The sequence below is a fragment of the Cupriavidus neocaledonicus genome, from assembly GCF_000372525.1.
In the GTDB taxonomy this organism is placed as follows: Bacteria; Pseudomonadota; Gammaproteobacteria; order Burkholderiales; family Burkholderiaceae; genus Cupriavidus; species Cupriavidus neocaledonicus.
Map to the genome: position 1 here is coordinate 20,673 of NZ_AQUR01000072.1, position 20,084 is coordinate 40,756.

Genomic DNA, 20,084 nt, shown 5'->3' on the forward strand with positions numbered 1-20,084 from the left:
GGCTGAGTTGGTGCGTTTGCAGGGCTGCATCAGCGGCTCTAGCCGACCAACCAGTCGTGGACGACCGGATAAACCGCCGTCCGCCAGGTGGGCCCGCCAAACAGTCCGTAGTGATCGCAGCCTGCGATGGTGAGCCGGCGTCGGCGCTCTGCCGGCACGCCGACGCATAGACCGTGTGCAGCGTGGGTGTGGCCCACTCCAGAAATCGTGTCTCGACTGCCCTCGATGGTCAGCAAGCGAGTCTCACGTAACTGATCCGGTCGTACCGGGCTCCCCGCCACGCGCCAGATGCCTTTTGCCAGTAGGGTTTGCTGGAATACCACGCGGAGGGTATCCAGGATGAACTCCGCCGGCATGTCCAGCATAGCGCCATAGTGTGCGATCGATCGTTCGGCCTCGCGTGCCGCCTCCGGGTCGCCATTCCCATGGCTTTGGATGTAATCAAATAACAGCAAGAACGGCCGCTCCGGCTGCCAGATCATCAAGGACGGGTACTGCAGGAAACCCGGATAGACTCGCCGACCTGAACCCCGGTACCCCGAAGGAACGATATGCGTCCCCAGTGCGTCGAGCCAGCTTGGAGGCAGGCTTCCAGCCATGCGCGTCAACGGGGTGGGATTACGGCGTGGATCGATGGGTCCGCCCAGCAACACTAATGAGCGCGGCTCAGGATACCCGGCCGCCACCAGGCGTGCCGCCGCTGCAAGGGCCGGTACAGTCGCCTGGCAGACTGCGAGCACGTCCAGCTCGGCAGGCTTCAGCCCCACCATGAAATGCTGCAATGTCAGCACAACATCGTCCAGATGCAAATCTCCCGCTGTCTGTGGAATGTCTCTGGCATTTACCCAGTCGGAGACATAAACGTCTGCGTGCGGCAGTAGCCATTGCACTACCTCTCGCATCTGTACAGCGTGGTGGCCCGCCAGCGGCGCACATAGCAGGATGGACCGGGCCGTCCTGCCAGATCTGCCGCGCTTGCACGAGAAGCGGCGCAATCGACAAAATTCGGTCTCCATGACCACCGACTCGCTTACCGGCATGCTGGAGCCTTCGAACTCGACCTGCGCGAGATCGAAGGCCGGCGTACCTAATGCCTTGATGGCTTGTTGGAAGAGCTCATAACATTGCGTGAAGTGCTGAGATCTCGCGGCTTCAGCAAACTGCCACATCCATCCGGATCCAGTCGAGTGGATCCATCCGCTCCAGAGGCCGAGCGGGGTGAACAGGGCTTGATGTGTGGGCTCCCTGCCTATATCCATGGATTCCCTCCGTCAAGCGAGGGTGCTGGCCGATCGATTCTAACTAGATTAGCTTACGACGCGCATCGCCTTCGGTCCCGAGCAGGAATGCTGTGGGGCTGGATTTGCGAAACAGTCCTTTCCAGACGCCTTTCGTTGTTCCTAAGCTGCACTCATACCTTTGCCCGGAGCTGCCCAATGAAGAACACACAGGCAGGGGGTAGGGCGGGCCCAGCGCCCCGCCGCCCTCAGGGAGCCGATTCGAGGCCGGCGGCTCTGAATTCGCTTAGCACGCATCTCGACGAGTCGGGTGGTTTCGAGCTGTTTCGCGCCATCGACAGAATCGCTGCCAGCATGGCAGCGAATGCGACGGGCGGCATCTCACCAACTGCGATATGGCTTGCCTATTCTGATTGGCTGGTCCATCTTTACCGTTCTCCGGGAAAACAGGCGGAACTCGGCAACAAAGCGTGGAAAAAGTTGGGCCGATTGGCGAGATATACCATCCGCCGCGCGCTGACGGAGAAGACACCCAACTGCATCGAGCCGCTTTCAGGCGACACGCGGTTTCGTGCCGAAGCCTGGCAAGAGTTGCCCTTCGTGCTGTGGTATCAAGTATTTCTCCTTACTCAGCAATGGTGGCACACAGCCACGCATGATGTGCCCGGAGTTTCCCCGCACCACGAAAATGTTGTCTCGTTCTCGATGCGCCAGGTGCTGGATGTTTTTTCCCCATCGAACTGTATCTTTACCAATCCGGAAGTGCTTGATCGGGCCCTGCAAACTGGGGGGCGGAGCTTCGTCGAGGGATTCCAGCGTTTCATTGATGACCTCAGTCGGAACTTGAATAGCGAGCCACCCGCCGGAGCCGAAAAATTCAGAGTGGGCGAAGACGTCGCGGTCACGCCGGGCAAGGTCGTCTACCGGAACCACCTGATCGAACTCATCCAATACACGCCGTCGACCGGGAGTGTCTACGCGGAGCCACTGCTGATCGTCCCGGCCTGGATCATGAAGTTCTACATTCTTGATCTGTCGCCAGAAAACTCGCTGATCCGCTACCTCGTTGGTAAAGGATTCACGGTTTTCTGCATCTCCTGGCGCAACGTCACTGCCGCCGATCGCAATCTCGGCTTGGATGACTATCGCCGCCTCGGCGTCATGGCGGCACTCGGCGCCATCGGCCTGATTGTGCCTAAATGCAAGGTCCATGCAGTCGGCTACTGCCTCGGGGGTACGCTGCTATCGATTGCCGCGGCGGCCATGGCACATATGGAGGACAAACGGCTCGCCTCTGTGACACTGCTCGCCGCCCAGACCGATTTCAGCGAGCCGGGAGAACTCGAGCTTTTCATCGATCACAGCCAGGTCGAGTCACTGGAGGGCCTGATGTGGCAACGGGGATACCTCCCGGCCTTCCATATGGCGGGGGCCTTCCAACTGCTGCGTTCGAACGATCTCATCTGGTCGCGCATGCTTCGCCATTACCTAATGGGTGAGCCGCCCCCCATGAACGCCCTCATTGCGTGGAACGCGGACGCGACCCGACTTCCCTACCGCATGCATTCGGAGTATCTAAGGTCGCTATTCCTGAACGGCGACCTTGCCGCCGGCAGGTACGTGGTAGACGAACATCCGGTTGCAATCCAGAACATCCGGGCGCCGATTTTCGCCCTCGGCACAGAACGGGATCACATCGCGCCATGGCCGTCTGTCTACAAGATCCACTACTTGAATGACACCGACATCACGTTTGTACTCACCAGCGGCGGTCATAACGCGGGTATCGTCAGCGAACCCGGGCATCCGGGTCGGCGCTACCGGTTCGCGCACAAGAAGGCGGAAGACCCGTGCCTCCACGCAGACCGGTGGCTCGAACGTGCCGAACTCCGCGAAGGCTCCTGGTGGCCGGCATGGGTCGAATGGCTGGAAGCCCGGTCGTCCCCCCAGCGCGTACCGCCACCGGCAATGGGGGCCCCTGCGAGTGGCTTACCGATTCTGGCTGATGCCCCTGGGACATATGTTCATCAACGTTGAGGTGCGCATCACAGATTCTTAGCACAAGGAAAACGGCCCTCTGCAACGAGATGACCATTTTTGTTCGAAAATGTGCAAGACGGGCAACTCCAAAGATCCGCATCACCACGCTCACCGATGGCGACTGCCCCGTAGTACACAGTGACAGGGGCTCGCACTATCGTTGGCCGGGATGGCTGCAACGCATCAAGGCGGCTGGTCTCATCCGTTCCATGTCGCGAAAGGGCCGCTCACCTGACAACGCTGCCTGCGAAGGCTTCTTCGGTCGCCTGAAGAATGACATCTACTACGGTCGCAACTGGGGTGGCACGACGGTAGAAGGATTCATGCACGAGCTGAACTCTTACATCAGGTGGTACAACGAGCGGCGCATCAAGTTGTCGCTGCGTGCAATGAGCCCGGTCGAATACCGGCGCCACCTTGGACTCGCAACCTAAATCAGTCCAAGAAACTGTCCTCACCCCCGAAGCGGACATTACAACTTAGCGGCTACAGTAAAAAAACGCACAACAACAATTATGTTAGATCGCACGGAATTTGAGTGCGCTACTTTGACCGCTATTGCTAGCGATACTAGGGCGTCGCAGTTTATGTTGCCATTCAAAAACGGCTTGACGTACTGAGGTGCGATTTGCTGGGCATCGTGGGACGAATGCCTGCAGGACTCACGCACGAAAAATGGGCGCCGGCGCAGGCCTCCATAACCTGCGCATCGCTGGCCTGTCGTGCCGTTCATCAAGCTGGTTCGACGGGCTGCCGCTCGTGCTCGTCGGCAAGCACCGCCTTGAAGACGATCTCAATAAGCTGCTCCGGAAAGGCTAGCCTCGATACGCCGATCAGATTGCTGGCGCACTGAGGTCGCGCCTTTGCGTAGGCTTGTTTGCGCACCTTGCCCGCTACTGCAAACGCCTCATCGACATCAAGGACATAGAGCGTCTCTTCCACTACGTGGTCGAGCGTGGCTCCGAACTTTGCCAGGATCGTTGCAGCGTTTGCATAGGTCACCAGCATCTGCTCCGCCATCATCGAGAAGTCGGCTGGCTTGCCCGTTCCATCGAGCGCGGCAGGCGCGATCATCGCGCCCTTGTCGTCGTGGCTGAACTGGCCGGACACATAGACCATGTTTCCGATCTTGATTGCCTGTGCATAGCCGTAGTCATCTTCCGCCGGCACGCCGTGATAGGCTGCCTCTCTGCCGTTAGCCGCCGTCGTGTTGGTCATATCTGATCTCCTGTTGGATAAGCCGGCCCGGAACTCCGGGCCATTTGTTCACCTTATGACTTTTGAGCGTTGGGCCATGAGCCCTGGACAGATGCAAGAAGGAGAGAAAGCGATGCAGCCAGCAGAACGAGATCCTTAAGAAGGAACTGGCCAGGCATAGCTGAAATGGCCGGAAACCCACCCGCCGTCGCTTCTGCTACGCCGGGGGTAGTCAAGAAAAAGGTGAGCGTGATCAGATAGGTCGCAGCCGACATCGCCGCTCCCAATGCTGAGAAAATGGGCTGGAAGGCGCCGAGAATCAGAGCAGCTGCGGTCGACAGCTCAAGTACACCTATAACGTAACTTGCCCCTTGAACTCCGAATATCGCATGCAACCCGCTCATGATGGGGCTGTTGGCGATGAACGGAGCGATGCCGTTGGCTTCGTAAGCGGTGAATTTCATTCCACCGAACCAAAGAAAGATGACGACCAACGCCCATCTGAGCAGGGCCTGAAGAGAGTGAGATCCAACGCTCTTTTCAGCGATTTGTAGACGAAACTGATTTGCACGAGTGGTCATTGGGGTTTCCCATTCAAGTTGTTCATCTGGTGGTTAGAAGCATCCACTGTAGGCCCCACAGATATCGATTTCGAGACTACCTTGGCTCAATAAAATGCCAACAGGGATCAAAATAAACGAGGCAATCTATCCCAAACGGCGGCACAGCGCCGCACGTCGCAAATCGTCTCGTCGAGTTCGAGGTTCAGGTGCTCGCAGATCGTGAACCCGCTCAGCCCGAAGGGATCGCCGGCGTCTAGCGCCTCATCGAAGCTGCACACGGAAAGCGAAGCGCATTACTCGGCTTCTCGTGCCAAGCGGCGCCATTGCCCCGGCGTCATCCCCATCTTGTCGGTGAACATACGCCGGAATGCCGCTACGGATCGATACCCGACTGAGTCGGCCACGGCCTCAGTGGTCATCGCCGGCTTCTTCAGCTCGTTGGCGGCCAAGCTCATTCGGATATCGGTCAGCAGTTCGTTGGCCGAGCGCCCTAGATTGGCCTGAAAATGCCGCATGAAGGTGGCGCGTGACATGCTGCACAAGTCGGCCAGATCAGATAGGTTCCAGGGTCGCGCCGGGTCGGCGAACATGGCGGAAATGGCCGGGGCCAGTCGTGGATGGCCAGCAAGCGCCAACAAGCCTTCCGGGGCCTGTTCGGATTCGCTCGCCGCGCGCAGTACCAGTGTGAACAGCGCGAAGCTAAGCGCGTTGAGCATGGCGTGCCCGCCCGGTCTGTCGCCGGTGGACTCCATGCGCATCAGACCCACGAGGCTGGCCAGGTGGTTCGACGCTGACACGATGCCCTCTTCACCACGGACGTCCATGGCCCGTACCGCGAGAGTCGTGGGTAGGTAATCGCGAATCAGCCGATGATGGGGCGGCCCGATGAAAAATCGCCCGCACAACATGTCCAGACGCTCGCCCTGACCATCATTCTCGCTGAGCGTCCATCCGGCAGAACCTTGGCGATTGTAGGTAAGGGCGGGCGCATGCCCGCTGCCATCGTGCAGCACGTGCGCCGACCCGTGGGGCAACAGCACGATATCTCCACCCATTAACTCTCTGGCCGTTCCCGTCTCCGGATCCTCAATAATGGCCCGGCCCTTGAGCACCACGTGGTAGGGAATTTCGTGCGCCGCGGACTGATCCCAGGCCACACGCCACGGCGCACCGTAGATGCAGCGAACCTCCAGCTGGCCGGTGATGTTAATCATTTGCAGGAAATGGCTCAGCCAGTCAATTTGGGACATAGGACCTCGGGAACTTGAAACACTCAAGCGTCTTATTGCGATTGCACACCGGCTGTACGCACCACATGGCTCCAGTGCACGAGCTGATCGGACACCAGTACCCGCTCAGCGGGTTAGGCCAATAGCTTTCGGTACTGGATGAAACCTGAGCGATCAGCGATGCGGTCGTAAAGCTGCATGCCGTTATGGTTTGATTCGTGTGTCAGCCAGTGCACACGGGACGCCCCGCGACGTTTCGCTTCCGCATAGACATGCTCGATCAGCGAGCGACCGATGCCGCCGCCACGCGCATTGTCAGCAACAAACAGGTCTTGAAGATAGCAGTAGTCGCCCGTCGTCCAGGTAGAGCGATGGTAGATCGAATGCACCAGCCCCATTGGTTGCTCGCCCGCCATGGCAAGCGCTGCATGCATCGGTTCGCCCGGGTCCAAGAAACGCCTCCAGGTATTGAGCGTCACGGACTCGGGGATATGCACTCCGTAAAATCGCTGATAGCCTTTCCACAGCCGAAGCCACATATCAAAATCGTAGTTATCAATGGCTTTGATCTCGACTGATTGCATAGAAGATTCCAGAAAGAAAAGATGCGCATTCATGCACTGGCCGTCATCTCTGGCGGGCAGTAGTCGCTGCGTAGATGTTGCTGCCTTCTTTGGCCCGTGCATAGTTGTAAGTACCGTTCGCTGCAACGGCGTCCACGCAGCTCGCGGGGCCCGCAGAAGCCTTCCCTCCGGGCTTCTGGCTAGGCCGCCGTCACTTCCAGCCCGCGCTGCACAGCCGGACGCGCGAGGCCGCGATCGAGCCACATCTGAACATGAAGAAAGCGGTCGAAGCCAACAATCTCGCGCGCTTCGTAAAAGCCGATCAGGTTACGCACCCAACCAAGCAGCGAAATGTCGGCGATGCTATAGTCAGCGCCCATCACCCAGTCGCGGCCCGCGAGCCGTTCGTCGAGGACACCGAGCAGCCGCGCTGATTCGTTTGCGTAGCGGTCGCGCGGGCGCTTGTCCTCATAGGCTTTGCCGGCGAATTTGTTGAAGAAGCCAACCTGGCCGAACATCGGCCCCACACCGCCCATCTGCCACATCAGCCACTGGATCGTTTCGTAGCGCGTGCCGGGATCGGTGGAGAGAAACTGCCCCGTCTTGTCGGCGAGATAGATCAAGATCGCTCCCGATTCGAACAAGGCCTGCGGCCGTCCGTTCGGACCGTCAGGATCGTAGATCGCAGGAATCTTGCCATTGGGGTTGAGCGCGAGGAAGGCCGAATCGTGGTTCTCATTCGCCATGATGTCGATGCGGTGCGGCTCATAGGCTAGGCCTGTCTCCTCCAGCATGATGCCGACCTTCACTCCGTTGGGCGTCGGTAAGGAAAAGAGCTGGAGCCGATCGGGGTACCGCGCCGGCCAGCGCGTGAAAATTGGATGAGTGAGTGTCACGTTCTTCCTCCCAGACTCGGCCGTACATACAGAGAGCCTGGACACGTTTCCAAGATTCTTCCTTGGGTGCGTCCAGGCTTTGGCATTGCGCGCGCATCAGATGACACCTTCGAGGACCCTCGGAGAGGGTCGATGCGGCCGGATAAAGTTCAGATCGAGCCGGCCGGCGTGACGGCAGGAAAGTCCTTCTCGGGGTCGAACACGTTGTTGAAAAAATTCGTCAGGGAGTACATGGCCACAAGCGCGACGATCTCCATGACGTTCGCATCCGTGTAGCCGGCATCGCGGACGGCTTTCAGATCGGTGTCACTGACCTGGCCGCGGGTCTCGATGACTTTGCGCGCAAACTGGAGGGCGGCGTCGCGCTTCGGGTCGCTGGCGCGGCCCTTCCGAGCGAGAATGATTTCTTCGGCCGGCAGCTTGGCCATATGCTCGGCTGTAAGGCTGTGCACCGCCAGACAGTAGTTACAGCCATTCACTTCGGAGACCGCGAGGCCGATGCCGTCACGCGTCTTCACGTCCAGCGCCTTGCTCAGGGAGCCGAGCAGGCCTGCCCATGCGTTGAACGCGATCGGGCTTTGCGCGAAGGTCGCCATCATGTTGGGGGTGAACCCGATGCTCTTGGTGAACGCATCGAGGGTGGGTTTCGAATCGGCCGGTACCTGTTCCGGCTTCAGGGCTGCTGCTCGTGCCATCATAATCTCCGTGAGTTACGGGTTTTGCTAATTGGGGAAAGCCACGTGGGAACTACCCCTCGGCTTACTTCGTGCCCAAGTCTTGGGTCGAAGCTGGGCATGCCTTCAAGTAGGACGTTCCTTGCGGCCGCCTCCCACTTGAAGGTCGCTTAGTCGTTCGGCGCGATCACTGCCGTGTCGACGCACCTATACCAAATCCAGCACATCGTCCACAGGACGCCGCGGCTTCTGCGCCCAGTTTCCCGGGCGCTCTGCCCCGATGGACAACAGCATGACCGGTACTTCGTTTGCAGCCAGTCCGAACTCGCGGTGCACCGCTTCGGCATCGAATCCGATCATCGGCGTCGAACCCAGTCCCAGCGAGCGGGCCGCATAGATCATCGCCGCCGCGCCGAAGGTGCCAGTGCGTATGGCCTCGTCGCGCTGGCGCTGCGGGTAGTCCATGTACAGATCCCTTGCAGGGATTTCCCATTCAGGCACCATCGTTGCCGGCATAACGCCTGCTTCAACCAACGGAGCTAGACGCTCCGGTATTACGCTGGAATCGGCCAGTTGGCCGCAGACGATGAAGGTAACGGCGGCATCGGTGATCGCAGGTTGATTCCAGGCGATCGGACTCAGCCGAGCCTTGGCTTCACGTGTGCGCACGGCGATGAAACGCCAGTTCTGCAAGTGGAAGGATGTCGGCGCGGCGGTACCGATTCGCACCAGCTCGCGGATTTGGTCGTCATTCAAGATTGCGGCAGGGTCGTAATACTTGGCGGCGCTGCGGCTCAAGATACATTCGATGACGGCATTGGTCTTGGTAGTTTCGTTGGGCATAGCGGTGGCGACGGTGGCGGACCCGATGACGGGAATAGCGATACGGCTCATGGTGCGACCCTTGCATCAGGTGGTTAGGAGCCTCAACTTTAGGCGGACCCGATACCGATTTCGAGCCTACCTGTGATCAATAAAATGCCCAAAAGGATCAAACAACGACGCGACCCATCCTTCACCTTCAGCGCGGCAATGACGAGCGACTTTTGCGGTACGGTTCCAGCACGTGGTCATGCGGCTGCGGTACGTGCGACCAACGCGGTACCCCGCGCGGTGATTGCCACCGCCGGAAGCCTTCAGCCGCGAAAACTAGACCGCGCGCGAGGCTGAATTCTCTGGCCCTGCTGGCTCAAGCCTATCGGAATGCTGGACAAGTTCAGGCGGGACCGGACTCGCTGGAGGACGCGTTGGTCATGACGAGCAACACGGGAGAGCGCTATTACGAAGCGGAACTGTATCGGCTCAAGGGCGAACTGCCCGTTCGACACCGCCGACTGGCAGCAGGCAAAAAGGACTGCTGGATGCGCTGACGTAGTGGGTGAATTGCCGCATAGGTCAGTGCAGAAGGCGCCGACAATTGGGATTCCTAGTCCGGTAACAGAAGAACTGGGACCAAGTGCGATTAATTTGCGCGCACCGATTACCTGCAACGTTGGCGCTGCTAGATCTCCATCGCGCCAACCCGGTGCTCGTGCCGATATCGAAGCGCATGCCGCGTTCGACATCGTAGACAAACAGCACGCGCTCATTGCTCCGGCGCATCAGGATAGGTATCGCTGAGCAACCATCTGGTATGTGTGCGCGAGAACGTCATATGGCCATTCTCCGTCAGCACGCCCGCGCCGATCACCGCGACCGTGCCGCCGCACCTCGTTGGCACCTGACCCGTCCGAGCCGGTCCCTTCGTCAGGCGTCACCCGCCATCGACAACGAGATGGTCTCGTACAACGCCTGCGCGGCGGGCTGCAGTGGCTTGTCCCGCCGGCGTATCAGCGCCAGTACGCGGTCTACATCCGGCTCGACCAGCGGCACGGCGCAAAGCCGGGGATGGTCCGGCGGCACCGCCATGCCAGGCAGCACGGCCATGCCAAGGCCGGCCTCGACCAGCGCCAGCACGCCAACGACGTGGTTGGCCTCGTAGTGAATGGTCGGCCGCTGTTCGAGATGGGCGATGGCGTTCTCGATCAGGGCGCGATTGCCGCTGTGCCGGGACACGCTGACCATCCGTTGTCCGGCCAGTTCCTGCCAGGCCACGCGTTCCCGCCCGGCCCATTCGTGGTCCCGCCGCATTGCCAGCCGGTAGCGTTCGGCGCGGATGGCGCGAAAGTCGATATTGGGCTCCTGCGCGCCCATGAAGTTAAGGCCGAAATCCGATTCTCCGGACAGTACGCTGGCCAGTACGCTGCTGGCGCTTTCGTCGACCACGCGCACGCGCACGCCGGGATGCCGCCCGGCAAACGCGCGGATCGCATGGGGCAGGCAATGCAGGGCGGCAGACGGTATCGCTGCCACGGTCACCAGGCCGCGTTGCAGCGCTGCTTCGTCGCCGAGCCGGAACACGGCGTTGTCCAGGATATCGAGCGCGGCGCGGGCCTCTTCCAGGAACTGGCGGCCGACATGGGTCACCTCCACCCGGCGCGTGGTCCGGTCCAGCAGGCGCGAGCCCAGCGTTGTTTCCAGCTTTTCGATGCGCCGGCTCAGTGCCGGTTGCGAAATATGCAGCGCCTCGGCCGCCATGCGGAAACTGCCCTTTTCAGCGGTTGCGACAAAGGCCTGCAGGTCTTCAAGGGCGAAATTGATGCGTGGCATGCATGAGATCATCAGAACATTGCAATTCACAGAATAGTCTCGTGTGGCTACCCTTGCAATGCCTGATCGGGACGTCGTGTCGTGCCGAAAAGCGCAGACACAATACGCATCCCGGAGACCCGCCTTGAAACCCGCTGTCCGCCATTTCGCGCTCGCCCTGATGCTGAGCGCATGCACCCTTTCCGCCTGGGCCGATGCCTGGCCCGCAAAGCCTGTGAAGTTCGTGGTGCCGTTCGGTCCCGGCGGCGCCAACGACCTGGTGGCCCGCGCCGTGGCCGAAGCGGCGTCGAAGCAGCTTGGCCAGCCCATCGTGGTGGAGAACAAGCCAGGCGCCGGCTCGGTGCTGGGGGCCGACTACGTAGCCAAGTCCGCCCCGGACGGCTACACCTTCCTGGCCCCCGCCGCCGGCGTGATTACCAACGGCATGATCAAGTCCCACCTCCCGTACAAGGAGCAGGATCTGGTGCCCGTGGCCATGCTGGCCGTCAGCCCGTCGGTCATCGTGGTATCCGCCGACTCTCCGATCAAGGACCTCAAGAGCCTCGTGGCCAGCAGCAAAAGCGCAAAGAGCCTGAATTTCGCCACGGCGGGAACCGGAAGCACGCCGCACTTCGTTGCGGAAATGCTGAAGCTGGCCACTGGCGCAAGACTCGAGATCATCCCCTACAAGAGCGGCTCGGAAGGCATGGTCGCCGTGGTGGGCAAGCAGGTGGACGCGACCTCCGAGGCCAGCGTCGTGGTGCTGCCGCAGGTCAAGGGCGGCAAGCTGCGAGCGATCGCGTCGACGTGGAATACGCGCATTGCCGCGATGCCGGACGTGCCCACCACCGCGGAACTCGGCTATCCCGGCGTCTTTATCGGTCACTGGTCCGGCGTCTTCGCGCCGCGCGGTACCCCCGACGCGATCCTGGACAAGATGAACAAGGCCATCGATGCCGCGATCAAGTCGCCTGAACTGCGGGCCAGGCTGATTCCGCAAGGGATCCAGCCGATGGGCGGGACCCGGGCGGACTTCACCAGGTTCCTTGCCGGCGAGAAAGCGCGGCTTGGCCCGATTGCGCGCGCCGCCAACATGAAAGAAGACTGAGGCGCGGCAGCGCCCGCAAGACTGAACCAGAGGAGACAACATGAAACTGAACATCCCGGCCGGCAGGCACGCGTTGCTGGTGTTCGTGCTATGGCTGGCCGCGCCGGCCTGGGCCGACGAGATCCGCGTGATCACCTCGGGCGGCTTTACCGCGGCCTACCAGCAACTGGTGCCGCTGTATGAGGCCGCCACGCAGGACCGCGTCATTACCGCCTATGGCGCGTCGATGGGCAACGCGCCGGACTCTATCCCCAGCAGGCTGGCGCGTGGCGAGAGCTTCGATGTCGTGATCCTGGCGGACTCGGGCCTGGACAAGCTGGTCGAGCAAGGCAAGGTGGCCGCCGGCAGCCGGGTCGACCTGGCGCGTTCGCTGATCGGCATGTCCGTGCGCAAGGGCACGCCCAAGCCGGATATCAGCACGGTCGAGGCGCTGAAGCAGACCCTGCTCAACGCAAAGTCCATCGCCTATTCGGCCAGTGCCAGCGGGACGTATCTCTCCACCGAGCTGTTCCCCCGGCTTGGCGTGGCGGAGCAGATCCAGGACAAGGCGCGCAAGATCTACAGCGAGCGGGTCGGCGCCGTGGTGGCGCGGGGCGATGCCGAGATCGGCTTCCAGCAGGTCAGCGAGCTGCTGCCCTTCAAGGAACTGGACTACGTGGGGCCGCTGCCCGCCGAGCTGCAGCAGCGGGTGTTCTTTTCCGCGGGAACGGCCGCGGGCGGGCAAAGCGCGGCAGCGACCCGCTTCATCCGTTTCCTGGCCTCGCCGGCGGCGGCATCGATCGTCAGCAGCACCGGGCTGGAGCCCGTGGCCACGCCGCTGCCGCCACCGGCGCCTCCGGCCCTGGGGCAGGGGCAGGGGCAGAAGCGTTGATCCAGGTTGGGGACATTGGTCGGATTACGTCGACCAAGCGTCACGCATTCCAGTTGCGCTATGGCGTTGTCCTGCCCGCCTCGGATGACGCGTTGCGCGTCTCCGCCGGAACGCGGAACCCTTGCAGTTCATCGGCTTCGCACTGGGCGATCAGCCCCGTCTCCCACGCCAGGTATGCCCTGGCGGCATCCTGGTTGCCCTCGTGGCGATCATGCACGAAGAACAGGTAGTCGATGCGCGCCGCCGGCGGCAACTGCCCGGCCTCGGCGGCTTGCGCCAGGCCGGCCGATAGCCACGTCTGGTAGCCTGCCTCGGTGCGGAACACATTGGCATAGCCCGCTTCCAGCAGGTCTTTCCACGCGAGGGCGGCCACTTCGGCCTCGCTCGCGAGCAATACCACCGGATCGTCCGGCGCCGTACCCAGCGTCTGCAAGGCTTGCAGCAGGCGCGGCCGGATCGACCACACGGAACCTTGCGCGTGGCCCTGATTGAACGCCGCGCTCTCGCGCAGGTCGACGACCGCCAGCGCCGCGGCTTCATCGTGCAGCGCGCGCAGCTGACCGACGCCGAGTACACGCGGGCCCGCACCAAGGTCCGGCCGCGGCCTCGCCGGCACCGTGAGCGCCGCACCGATGCCTTCGGCAAGGACGGCGCTGTAAAAGCCAAGCTGGTGCAGCCAGCTGGCGATCACCGGGGCGCGCACACCGTCATCGTCGAACACGATGACACGGCTGCCGCGCACCCCGATGTAGCGGTCCGTGGCCTGGATCAGTTGCCCGCCGGGGGCGTGGACGGCGCCGTCGATCGAGCGCCGGGCGAATTCTTCCGCGGTGCGGATATCGAAAAGATAGGTCGTGCGGTGCTCGTCATCCAGCCATTGCTGCGCCTGTGCCGTCGAAAGCGACGGCAGGCCGAAGCGCTGCAGCAGTCGGGCGGAGCGATCGCGCGCAAGCTGCAGGAGCGGGGCGGAGGGTCGGGCGTCGGCGAACCGCTCGCTGCCGTGTTCCAGCGCATGGCCGGCGAGATACCAGCCCTGCGTGCCGTTCTCGAGCGCGAGCACCGGGTTGGGCAGGCCGAGGTTGCGCAGCGTCTGCGCGCCAATGATGCTGCGCGTGCGCCCTGCGCAATGCACGATGACCGGCGTATTTGGATTGGCCAGCAGGGCCGGCAGGCGTAGCGCAAGCTCTCCGTTGGGACATCCCAGCGCCCCGGGGATGGTCATCTTGCGGTGTTCTTCGTCGGTACGGCCGTCAACGAGCACGAACGGCTCACCGGCGGCGCGGCGTGCGACCAGCGCATCGGCGCTCAGATGCGGGGTGTGCTGGCGATGCTCGACCCATTCGCCAAACGTCTTGGATGGCACGTTCACGCCTTTGAACAAGGTGTATCCGGCAGCCGCCCACGCCGGTGCACCGCCGGCCAGCAGCGTCACGTCAGCGTAGCCCAGTGTCGCAAGCCGCCGCGCCGCGCGCGTTGCCACGTCACCGGCACCGTCGTCGAACAGCACGATACGCTCGGTGCGGCGCGGGGCCAGGCGGCCAACTTCCAGCTCGAGGCGGCTATACGGCAGAGGCACGGCAAAGAAGGGGTGGCCTTCGCCGTACTGGCCATGCTCGCGCACGTCGAACAAGGCCAGCGACTGGCCGTCATTCAGCCACGTGCGCAGCGTGGTGGCGTCGATGGTATGGGTCATGTCGGTCAATGGGGGATGTGGGCTCAGCGCAAGGCGATGCCCGAAGAGGCGATCACGGCGGCGTATCGGGGCAGGTCGCGCGACAGCGTGGCATCCAGTTCCTGCGCCGACGAGGCGACCACGACATAGCCCGCGTCTTCGAGTTGGCTGCGCGTGGCGGGTGCGTGCAGCACCGCCGCCACGTCGCGGCTGATGCGATCCACCACGGCGGCCGGGGTTGCAGCGGGGGCAAGCAGTCCCTGCCAGCTCTCCACGGAGAATCCCGCGGCGCCGGCTTCTGCCAGCGTGGGTACATGAGGCAGTGCCCTGGAGCGATAGGGCGTCGTGACCGCCAGCGCCGTGAGCTTGCCGGCCCTGACATAGTCGGTCACGGCAGCCAGGGTAATCAGCGTGGCGTCGATGTGGCCGCCGAGCAGGTCCACCGTAGCCGGCGCTCCACCGGCATAGGGAATGTAGTTGACCTTGAAGCCCAGCTGGCGCGACAGCATCTCATGCGCGACGTGCGCGATGCCGCCATTGCCGGGCAGCCCGAGTGCCAGTTCCCCCGGCTTGCGGCGCGCCAGGGCCAGGTAATCCTGGAAGCTCTTTACCCCCAGGTCCGGCCTGACCACCAGCACCTGCGGGTTCACCACGGCCTTGGTGACGCCGCGAAAGGCATGGCTGGTGTCATACGGCAGGTGCTTGTACAGCGAGGCATTGAGCGTTACGCCTTCGCCGCCAAGCAGCAGCACGTGACCATCGGGGCGGGCCTTGGCCACCTGCGCCGCGCCGATGGTGCCGCTGGCGCCGACCACGTTGTCCACCACCACCGGCTGCTGCCACACTTCGCTGAGCCGGGTGGCAAGGGTGCGCGCCAGCTTGTCAGCGCTGCCGCCGGGCGCCACCGGCACCACGATGCGCACTGGCCGCGCGGGAAACGTGCCATCGGCGGCGGTTGCCGCAAGCGGGTGGGCAGCCAGCATCGCTGGCGAAAGGACAAGGAGGGCGCGGAGAACGTTGCGGCGGAGCATGGCGATGACCTGACGAGAGCCTGCAGGCCGTCGTGGGTGCTTGCATGACGGCCAATCGGACCGTCAAGCTTACGAAGCCGGCCGACCCGCACCAACGAATGTTTGAGCCTATGGATATGCGGTGTGCGTGGTGGCGACGGCCGGTCGGGGTGGAAGCGGACAGCATGTCGATACGCGAAAGCCTTCTTTGGCACCGCTCTGGTCGCGGCGTTACAGTCGCCGCATGACCCAACAGAACCTTTCCCCATCAGCGGTGCCGGGCAGCGACGTTGCCAGCCGGCGCCACGCGGCCGTGGCCGCATTCATCGCCGACGCAAGACGGTTGCTGGAGCGTGCAGGGCATGCCGACCGCGAGACGCTGCAGACGGTGGCGCGGGCGCTGGAGCGGCTGGGCGCGCAACGCGACCTGTTCCCGTCGGCGCACTTTCCGGTTTCAGCCGACAATCCCGCGCAGGTCTATCGCCTGTCGGAAGATCTCGATGGCCGCTATGCGCTGTACGTGTCGGCCGGACTGCCTGGCAAGGCGCAGCCACCGCATGACCACACCACCTGGGCCATCATTGCCGGCATCGCCGGCAATGAGCGCAATGTCTTCTATCGTCGCGAGGCCACGGATGACCCCGCACGCGATCGCCTGACCGAGACCGGCCGCAGCGATGTCGTCAGCGGCAGCTCCGTGACGCTGTTGCCCGACGACGTCCATACCATCGAGCTGGTTGGCGACGAGCCCGGACTGCACCTGCATTTCTATGGCCTGGCGCTGGACCGGCTGGGCGGGCGCGTGGTGTTCGAAGGTGCCGCCGGCGGCCGCTATCGGCATTTCGGCCCGCCCAGGCATATCGCCCATGCCGTCATCGATGCGGTCGCGCTGAAGGCGGCGCTGGCGGACGGCGACGAGATCGCGCTGCTGGATGTGCGCGAGACCGGGGTCTTCGTGCGCGGGCATCTGCTGCTTGCGGCCTCCGCGCCGTTGTGGCGGCTGGAGCTGCTGGCCGACAGGCTGGTGCCGCGCCGCGACACCCGCATCGTGCTGACCGATGGCGGCGAGGGCGGCGATAGCCTGGCGCACCAGGCCGCGGCCAAGCTGCTGCGCCTGGGCTGGCGCAACGTGTCGGTGCTCACCGGCGGCACGCAGGCATGGGTGGCGGCCGGGTTCGAGATCTTCAGCGGCAGCAACGTGCCGGGCAAGGCCTTTGGCGAAGTGATCGAGCACCGGAAGCACACGCCATGGATCAGCGCCGACGAACTGCAGCAACGCATCGAGCGTGGCGACGACCTGGTGGTGGTAGACAGCCGCACCACCGAGGAATTTGCCGACTTCAGCCTGCCGTTCGCGCACAGCCTGCCCGGCGCGGAACTGGTCTATCGCATCGGCGAGCTGGCGCCCCGGCCGGAAACGCTGGTCGTGGTCAACTGCGCGGGGCGCACCCGCAGCATCGTCGGTGCCCAGACGCTGATCGACGCCGGGGTGCCCAACCCCGTGGTTTCGCTCAAGGACGGCACCATGGCCTGGCTGCTGGAGGGCCGCACGCTGGCGCACGGACGCCATACGCCGCTGCCCGAGCCGGCCCGGGCGACCCGTGAAGCCGCCCGTGCCCGCGCCGAGGCCGTCGCCGCCCGCGCCGGCGTGCGCCGTCTCGATGACGACGGCCTGGCGCGGTTGGAGCGCGAAGCCGGCCAGCACACCTTGTATCGCTTCGATGTGCGCACGCGAGGCGAATACGAGTCGGGCCACCTGCCGGGCTGGCGCTGGGCGCCAGGCGGGCAACTGGTGCAGGCAACCGATGAATACGCGGCAACGCGCCATGCGCGGATCGTGCTTGCCGACTGGGATGGCGTGCGGGCGCTGACCACCGGCGCGTGGCTGGCGCAACTGGGCGCGCACGAGGTGTTCGTGTATGCCCCGCCGGCTGACGCCGCGGTGGACACCGGCCCGGAGCCGCTGCGCGTGCTGTCGTCGCGACCGGCGGCGCAGTCGGTGTCCGTGCAGCAGGCCGATGCGCTGTTGCAGGCGGGCCGCGCGCGCATCTTCGAAGTCGAGCGCCGCGCCGCCTATGAGAAGCGCCATGTTGCCGGCGCCCGGTTCGCTGTGCCGGACCGGCTGGAGGCGCTGATTGCCCACATTCCCGTCGATGACGCGGTGCTGATCACGTCGTCGGATGGCGTCCTCGCACGCATCGTGGCGGCAGAACTGGGGGCGCGCAGCGGCCGTGACGTGCGCTTCCTGGCCGGCGGCACGCAAGCCTGGACGGCGGCTGGCCTGCCCACGGGCAGCGGCGCGCAGGGCGTGCTGACCGGTGAGGACGATCACTGGTACAGCCCGTACCACCACGCCGATGTGGCGCAGCGCGACGCGGGCTTCCGCGCCTACCTGGACTGGGAGATCGGGCTGGTCGCGCAGCTCGAGCGCGAGGGGGATATCGGCATCCGGCTGCTGGCGCACTGAACATGAGCGTCGCGCACGTCCCGCCGATCGCATCTCCGATCCATAGCGAGATCGATTTCGAACGTCCGGGCAAGCAGGTGGGCCACCTGCGCCTGCCGCATTCGGTGCACCGCTCGGCCTACGGCTGGCTGCCTATTCCGATCGCATCGATCGCATCGACTGCATCGACTGGCAGGGGCGATGGTCCCGCCGTGCTGGTGATGGCCGGCAATCACGGCGACGAATACGAAGGCCAGATCCTGGTGTCGCGCCTGATCCGCGAAGTGGCCGCCGAGCATGTGCGGGGCCGCCTGATCCTGCTGCCGATGGCGAACTACCCGGCCGCGCAAGCCGGCCTGCGCACCTCGCCGCTGGACGGCGGCAACCTGAATCGCAGCTTTCCCGGCGATCCGCGCGGTACCCCGACTCAGGTCATTGCCGACTATATCGAGCGCAGCCTGCTGCCGCGCGTGGATGTGGTGATCGACCTGCATTCCGGCGGCAGCTCGCTCCAGTACCACGGCGCGACGCTGTTCGCCCAGGCGGATCCCGATCCGGTGCGTCATCGGCGTGTGCTGGATGCGGTGGCGGCCTTTGGCTTGCCGCATGGCGTCATCAACGAGAGTCCCAACCCCGTTGGCCTGCTTGCCGCGGCGCGCCGCAACGGCGTGCTCGGACTGCTGACCGAGCTGGGCGGTGCGGGCACCGTGGACACGGCCGTGCTGGACAGCGCCTGGCAAGGCACGCTGCATCTGCTGGGACATCTGGGGGTGCTGGAAGGACCACTGGTGCCGCCGGGCCCACCGCACGACACGCGGCTGCTGCGGGTGGACCGTGGGCGGCACTATGTCTACGCGTACGACGACGGTGTCTTCGAGCCGCTCGTGCAACTCGGAGAGCGGGTCGAAGCCGGCCAGCCCGCGGCAAGGCTGCACACACCCGAGCGGCCTGAACGCGAGCCGGTGACCGTGCATTTCCCGGCGGGCGGCCTGGTCATCTGCAAGCGCGTTCCCGCGCTGACGCAACGCGGCGACTGCCTGTATCAGCTCGCCGACGGCCTTCCGTCAACTTATTCCTGAAACGGCTTGCTGATGAAACAGACGTCACGACCCGGGCGCCGCAAGGCGCTCGCCATGCTGCCCCTCGCCTTCTGTGCCGCGATGCCGGCGGCCAGGGCGGACGCCACCCTCGATCGCATTCGCGAGCGCGGCAAGATTGCCATCGGCGTGATCGTCAATGGCAACAGCGCCTTTGGCTCGATCGATCCGGGCACCGGCCAGCCCGTCGGCTTCAACCCCGAACTCGCGCGCAAGATCGCCAGTGAACTGTCGGTACAGGCCGAACTGGTGCCGGTGCTGCCCGCCAATCGCGTGCAATTCCTCCAGCAAGGGAAGGTCGACCTGCTGGTGGCCAGCATGCTGCTGACGCCGGAGCGCACCACGCTGCTCGACCATGTGCCGACCCCTTATTACCGCAACGGCGGCACCGCGATCTTCCTGAAGCGCAGCGGTATTCGCCGCTGGGAAGACCTGCGCGGCAAATCGGTGTGCCTGTCGCAGGGCAGCAGCTACGCCAGGCCGCTGGCGGCTACCTACGGCGCCGAACTCAAGGGCTTCAAGGGCATGGCGGAGTCGTTGCTGGCACTGCGTGGTGGCGCGTCGTGCGTGGCCGCGGTCCATGAGAGCCTGACACTGAACCAGCTTGTGGCCCGCGATCCGCAATGGCGGGATTACGCCGTGCTGCCCGAGGAGGTAGATCCGGCGCCCCAGGTGGCATGGGTACGCAAGGGCGAGAAGGACACCGCCGCGGCGGTGGACGGGGTGCTGCAGCGCCTGCACGGCTCCGGCTGGCTGATCGGGCTCGAGGCCCGCCTCGACCTGGTGCCGCGCTCGCCGCTGCTGGTGGAACTGCGGCAGCAGTATGCCGGCAAGCCCTAGCGCGCCGCGACC

At 63.9% G+C, this 20,084-nt stretch carries 17 protein-coding genes and 1 pseudogene; 7 read left to right on the forward strand and 11 right to left on the reverse strand.

The window, feature by feature from the left end:
- Window positions 1-38: 38 nt before the first annotated feature.
- A complete protein-coding gene (gene phaZ / locus A3AG_RS0103950) occupies window positions 39-1,169 on the reverse strand; it encodes a polyhydroxyalkanoate depolymerase (protein ID WP_020384430.1) in 1,131 nt (376 codons plus the stop codon).
- A 267-nt stretch (window positions 1,170-1,436) separates the two neighbouring features.
- On the opposite strand from phaZ, the gene A3AG_RS0103955 reads away from it, so the two are divergent.
- Together A3AG_RS0103955 and A3AG_RS31335 are read left to right on the forward strand one after the other, a co-directional pair.
- The gene (locus tag A3AG_RS0103955) at window positions 1,437-3,275 is read left to right on the forward strand and encodes a PHA/PHB synthase family protein (RefSeq protein ID WP_081610679.1); all 1,839 of its coding nucleotides are present in this window, start codon (window positions 1,437-1,439) and stop codon (window positions 3,273-3,275) included.
- 101 nt (window positions 3,276-3,376) lie between these two features.
- A pseudogene (locus A3AG_RS31335) lies at window positions 3,377-3,712 on the forward strand (transposase); the annotation flags it as partial.
- A gap of 298 nt (window positions 3,713-4,010) precedes the next feature.
- Here A3AG_RS31335 and A3AG_RS0103960 read toward each other — a convergent pair.
- The 8 genes from A3AG_RS0103960 to A3AG_RS0103995 all read right to left on the reverse strand — a co-directional run bounded on the left by A3AG_RS0103960 (window position 4,011) and on the right by A3AG_RS0103995 (window position 11,049).
- Window positions 4,011-4,496 carry a Rid family hydrolase gene (locus A3AG_RS0103960; RefSeq protein ID WP_018004166.1) on the reverse strand — a complete coding sequence of 162 codons (486 nt, stop codon included), beginning with the start codon at window positions 4,494-4,496 and terminating at the stop codon, window positions 4,011-4,013.
- Window positions 4,497-4,549: 53 nt separating this feature from the next.
- Window positions 4,550-5,056: a YkgB family protein gene (locus tag A3AG_RS0103965; protein ID WP_018004167.1), complete on the reverse strand. Its 507-nt coding sequence runs from the start codon at window positions 5,054-5,056 to the stop codon at window positions 4,550-4,552.
- Between the two features lie 275 nt (window positions 5,057-5,331).
- Entirely contained in the window at window positions 5,332-6,288 is a 957-nt protein-coding gene (locus A3AG_RS0103970; protein ID WP_018004169.1) for an AraC family transcriptional regulator, read from the reverse strand.
- 113 nt (window positions 6,289-6,401) lie between these two features.
- A complete protein-coding gene (locus tag A3AG_RS0103975) occupies window positions 6,402-6,851 on the reverse strand; it encodes a GNAT family N-acetyltransferase (protein ID WP_018004170.1) in 450 nt (149 codons plus the stop codon).
- A gap of 179 nt (window positions 6,852-7,030) precedes the next feature.
- Window positions 7,031-7,726 carry a glutathione S-transferase N-terminal domain-containing protein gene (locus tag A3AG_RS0103980; RefSeq protein WP_018004171.1) on the reverse strand — a complete coding sequence of 232 codons (696 nt, stop codon included), beginning with the start codon at window positions 7,724-7,726 and terminating at the stop codon, window positions 7,031-7,033.
- Window positions 7,727-7,875: 149 nt separating this feature from the next.
- On the reverse strand, window positions 7,876-8,421 hold the full coding sequence (locus A3AG_RS0103985; protein WP_018004172.1) for a carboxymuconolactone decarboxylase family protein: 546 nt from the start codon (window positions 8,419-8,421) through the stop codon (window positions 7,876-7,878).
- Window positions 8,422-8,607: 186 nt separating this feature from the next.
- Window positions 8,608-9,243, reverse strand: a complete 636-nt coding sequence (locus A3AG_RS0103990; protein ID WP_026163921.1) for a nitroreductase family protein — start codon at window positions 9,241-9,243, stop codon at window positions 8,608-8,610.
- Between the two features lie 903 nt (window positions 9,244-10,146).
- Window positions 10,147-11,049 carry a LysR family transcriptional regulator gene (locus A3AG_RS0103995; RefSeq protein ID WP_026163922.1) on the reverse strand — a complete coding sequence of 301 codons (903 nt, stop codon included), beginning with the start codon at window positions 11,047-11,049 and terminating at the stop codon, window positions 10,147-10,149.
- Between the two features lie 160 nt (window positions 11,050-11,209).
- Between A3AG_RS0103995 and A3AG_RS0104000 the strand changes: the two genes are divergently transcribed.
- Both A3AG_RS0104000 and A3AG_RS0104005 read left to right on the forward strand, forming a co-directional pair.
- Window positions 11,210-12,136 (forward strand): tripartite tricarboxylate transporter substrate binding protein, encoded by a 927-nt coding sequence (locus A3AG_RS0104000; RefSeq protein WP_020384431.1) that lies wholly within the window; start codon window positions 11,210-11,212, stop codon window positions 12,134-12,136.
- A 40-nt stretch (window positions 12,137-12,176) separates the two neighbouring features.
- Window positions 12,177-13,007 (forward strand): substrate-binding domain-containing protein, encoded by an 831-nt coding sequence (locus tag A3AG_RS0104005; RefSeq protein ID WP_018004176.1) that lies wholly within the window; start codon window positions 12,177-12,179, stop codon window positions 13,005-13,007.
- 58 nt (window positions 13,008-13,065) lie between these two features.
- On the opposite strand, the gene A3AG_RS0104010 is transcribed toward A3AG_RS0104005, so the two are convergent.
- A complete protein-coding gene (locus A3AG_RS0104010; protein ID WP_018004177.1) occupies window positions 13,066-14,700 on the reverse strand; it encodes a rhodanese-like domain-containing protein in 1,635 nt (544 codons plus the stop codon).
- Window positions 14,701-14,723: 23 nt separating this feature from the next.
- The gene (locus A3AG_RS0104015; RefSeq protein WP_026163923.1) at window positions 14,724-15,710 is read right to left on the reverse strand and encodes a tripartite tricarboxylate transporter substrate-binding protein; all 987 of its coding nucleotides are present in this window, start codon (window positions 15,708-15,710) and stop codon (window positions 14,724-14,726) included.
- Window positions 15,711-15,933: 223 nt separating this feature from the next.
- Here A3AG_RS0104015 and A3AG_RS0104020 point away from each other — a divergent pair, with 223 nt between their 5' ends.
- The 3 genes from A3AG_RS0104020 to A3AG_RS0104030 are packed head-to-tail and all read left to right on the forward strand — an operon-like array spanning window position 15,934 to window position 20,072.
- On the forward strand, window positions 15,934-18,156 hold the full coding sequence (locus A3AG_RS0104020) for a rhodanese-like domain-containing protein (RefSeq protein ID WP_026163924.1): 2,223 nt from the start codon (window positions 15,934-15,936) through the stop codon (window positions 18,154-18,156).
- Between the two features lie 2 nt (window positions 18,157-18,158).
- Entirely contained in the window at window positions 18,159-19,214 is a 1,056-nt protein-coding gene (locus tag A3AG_RS0104025; protein WP_018004179.1) for a succinylglutamate desuccinylase/aspartoacylase family protein, read from the forward strand.
- 54 nt (window positions 19,215-19,268) lie between these two features.
- A complete protein-coding gene (locus A3AG_RS0104030; RefSeq protein WP_018004180.1) occupies window positions 19,269-20,072 on the forward strand; it encodes a transporter substrate-binding domain-containing protein in 804 nt (267 codons plus the stop codon).
- Window positions 20,073-20,084: the final 12 nt, after the last annotated feature.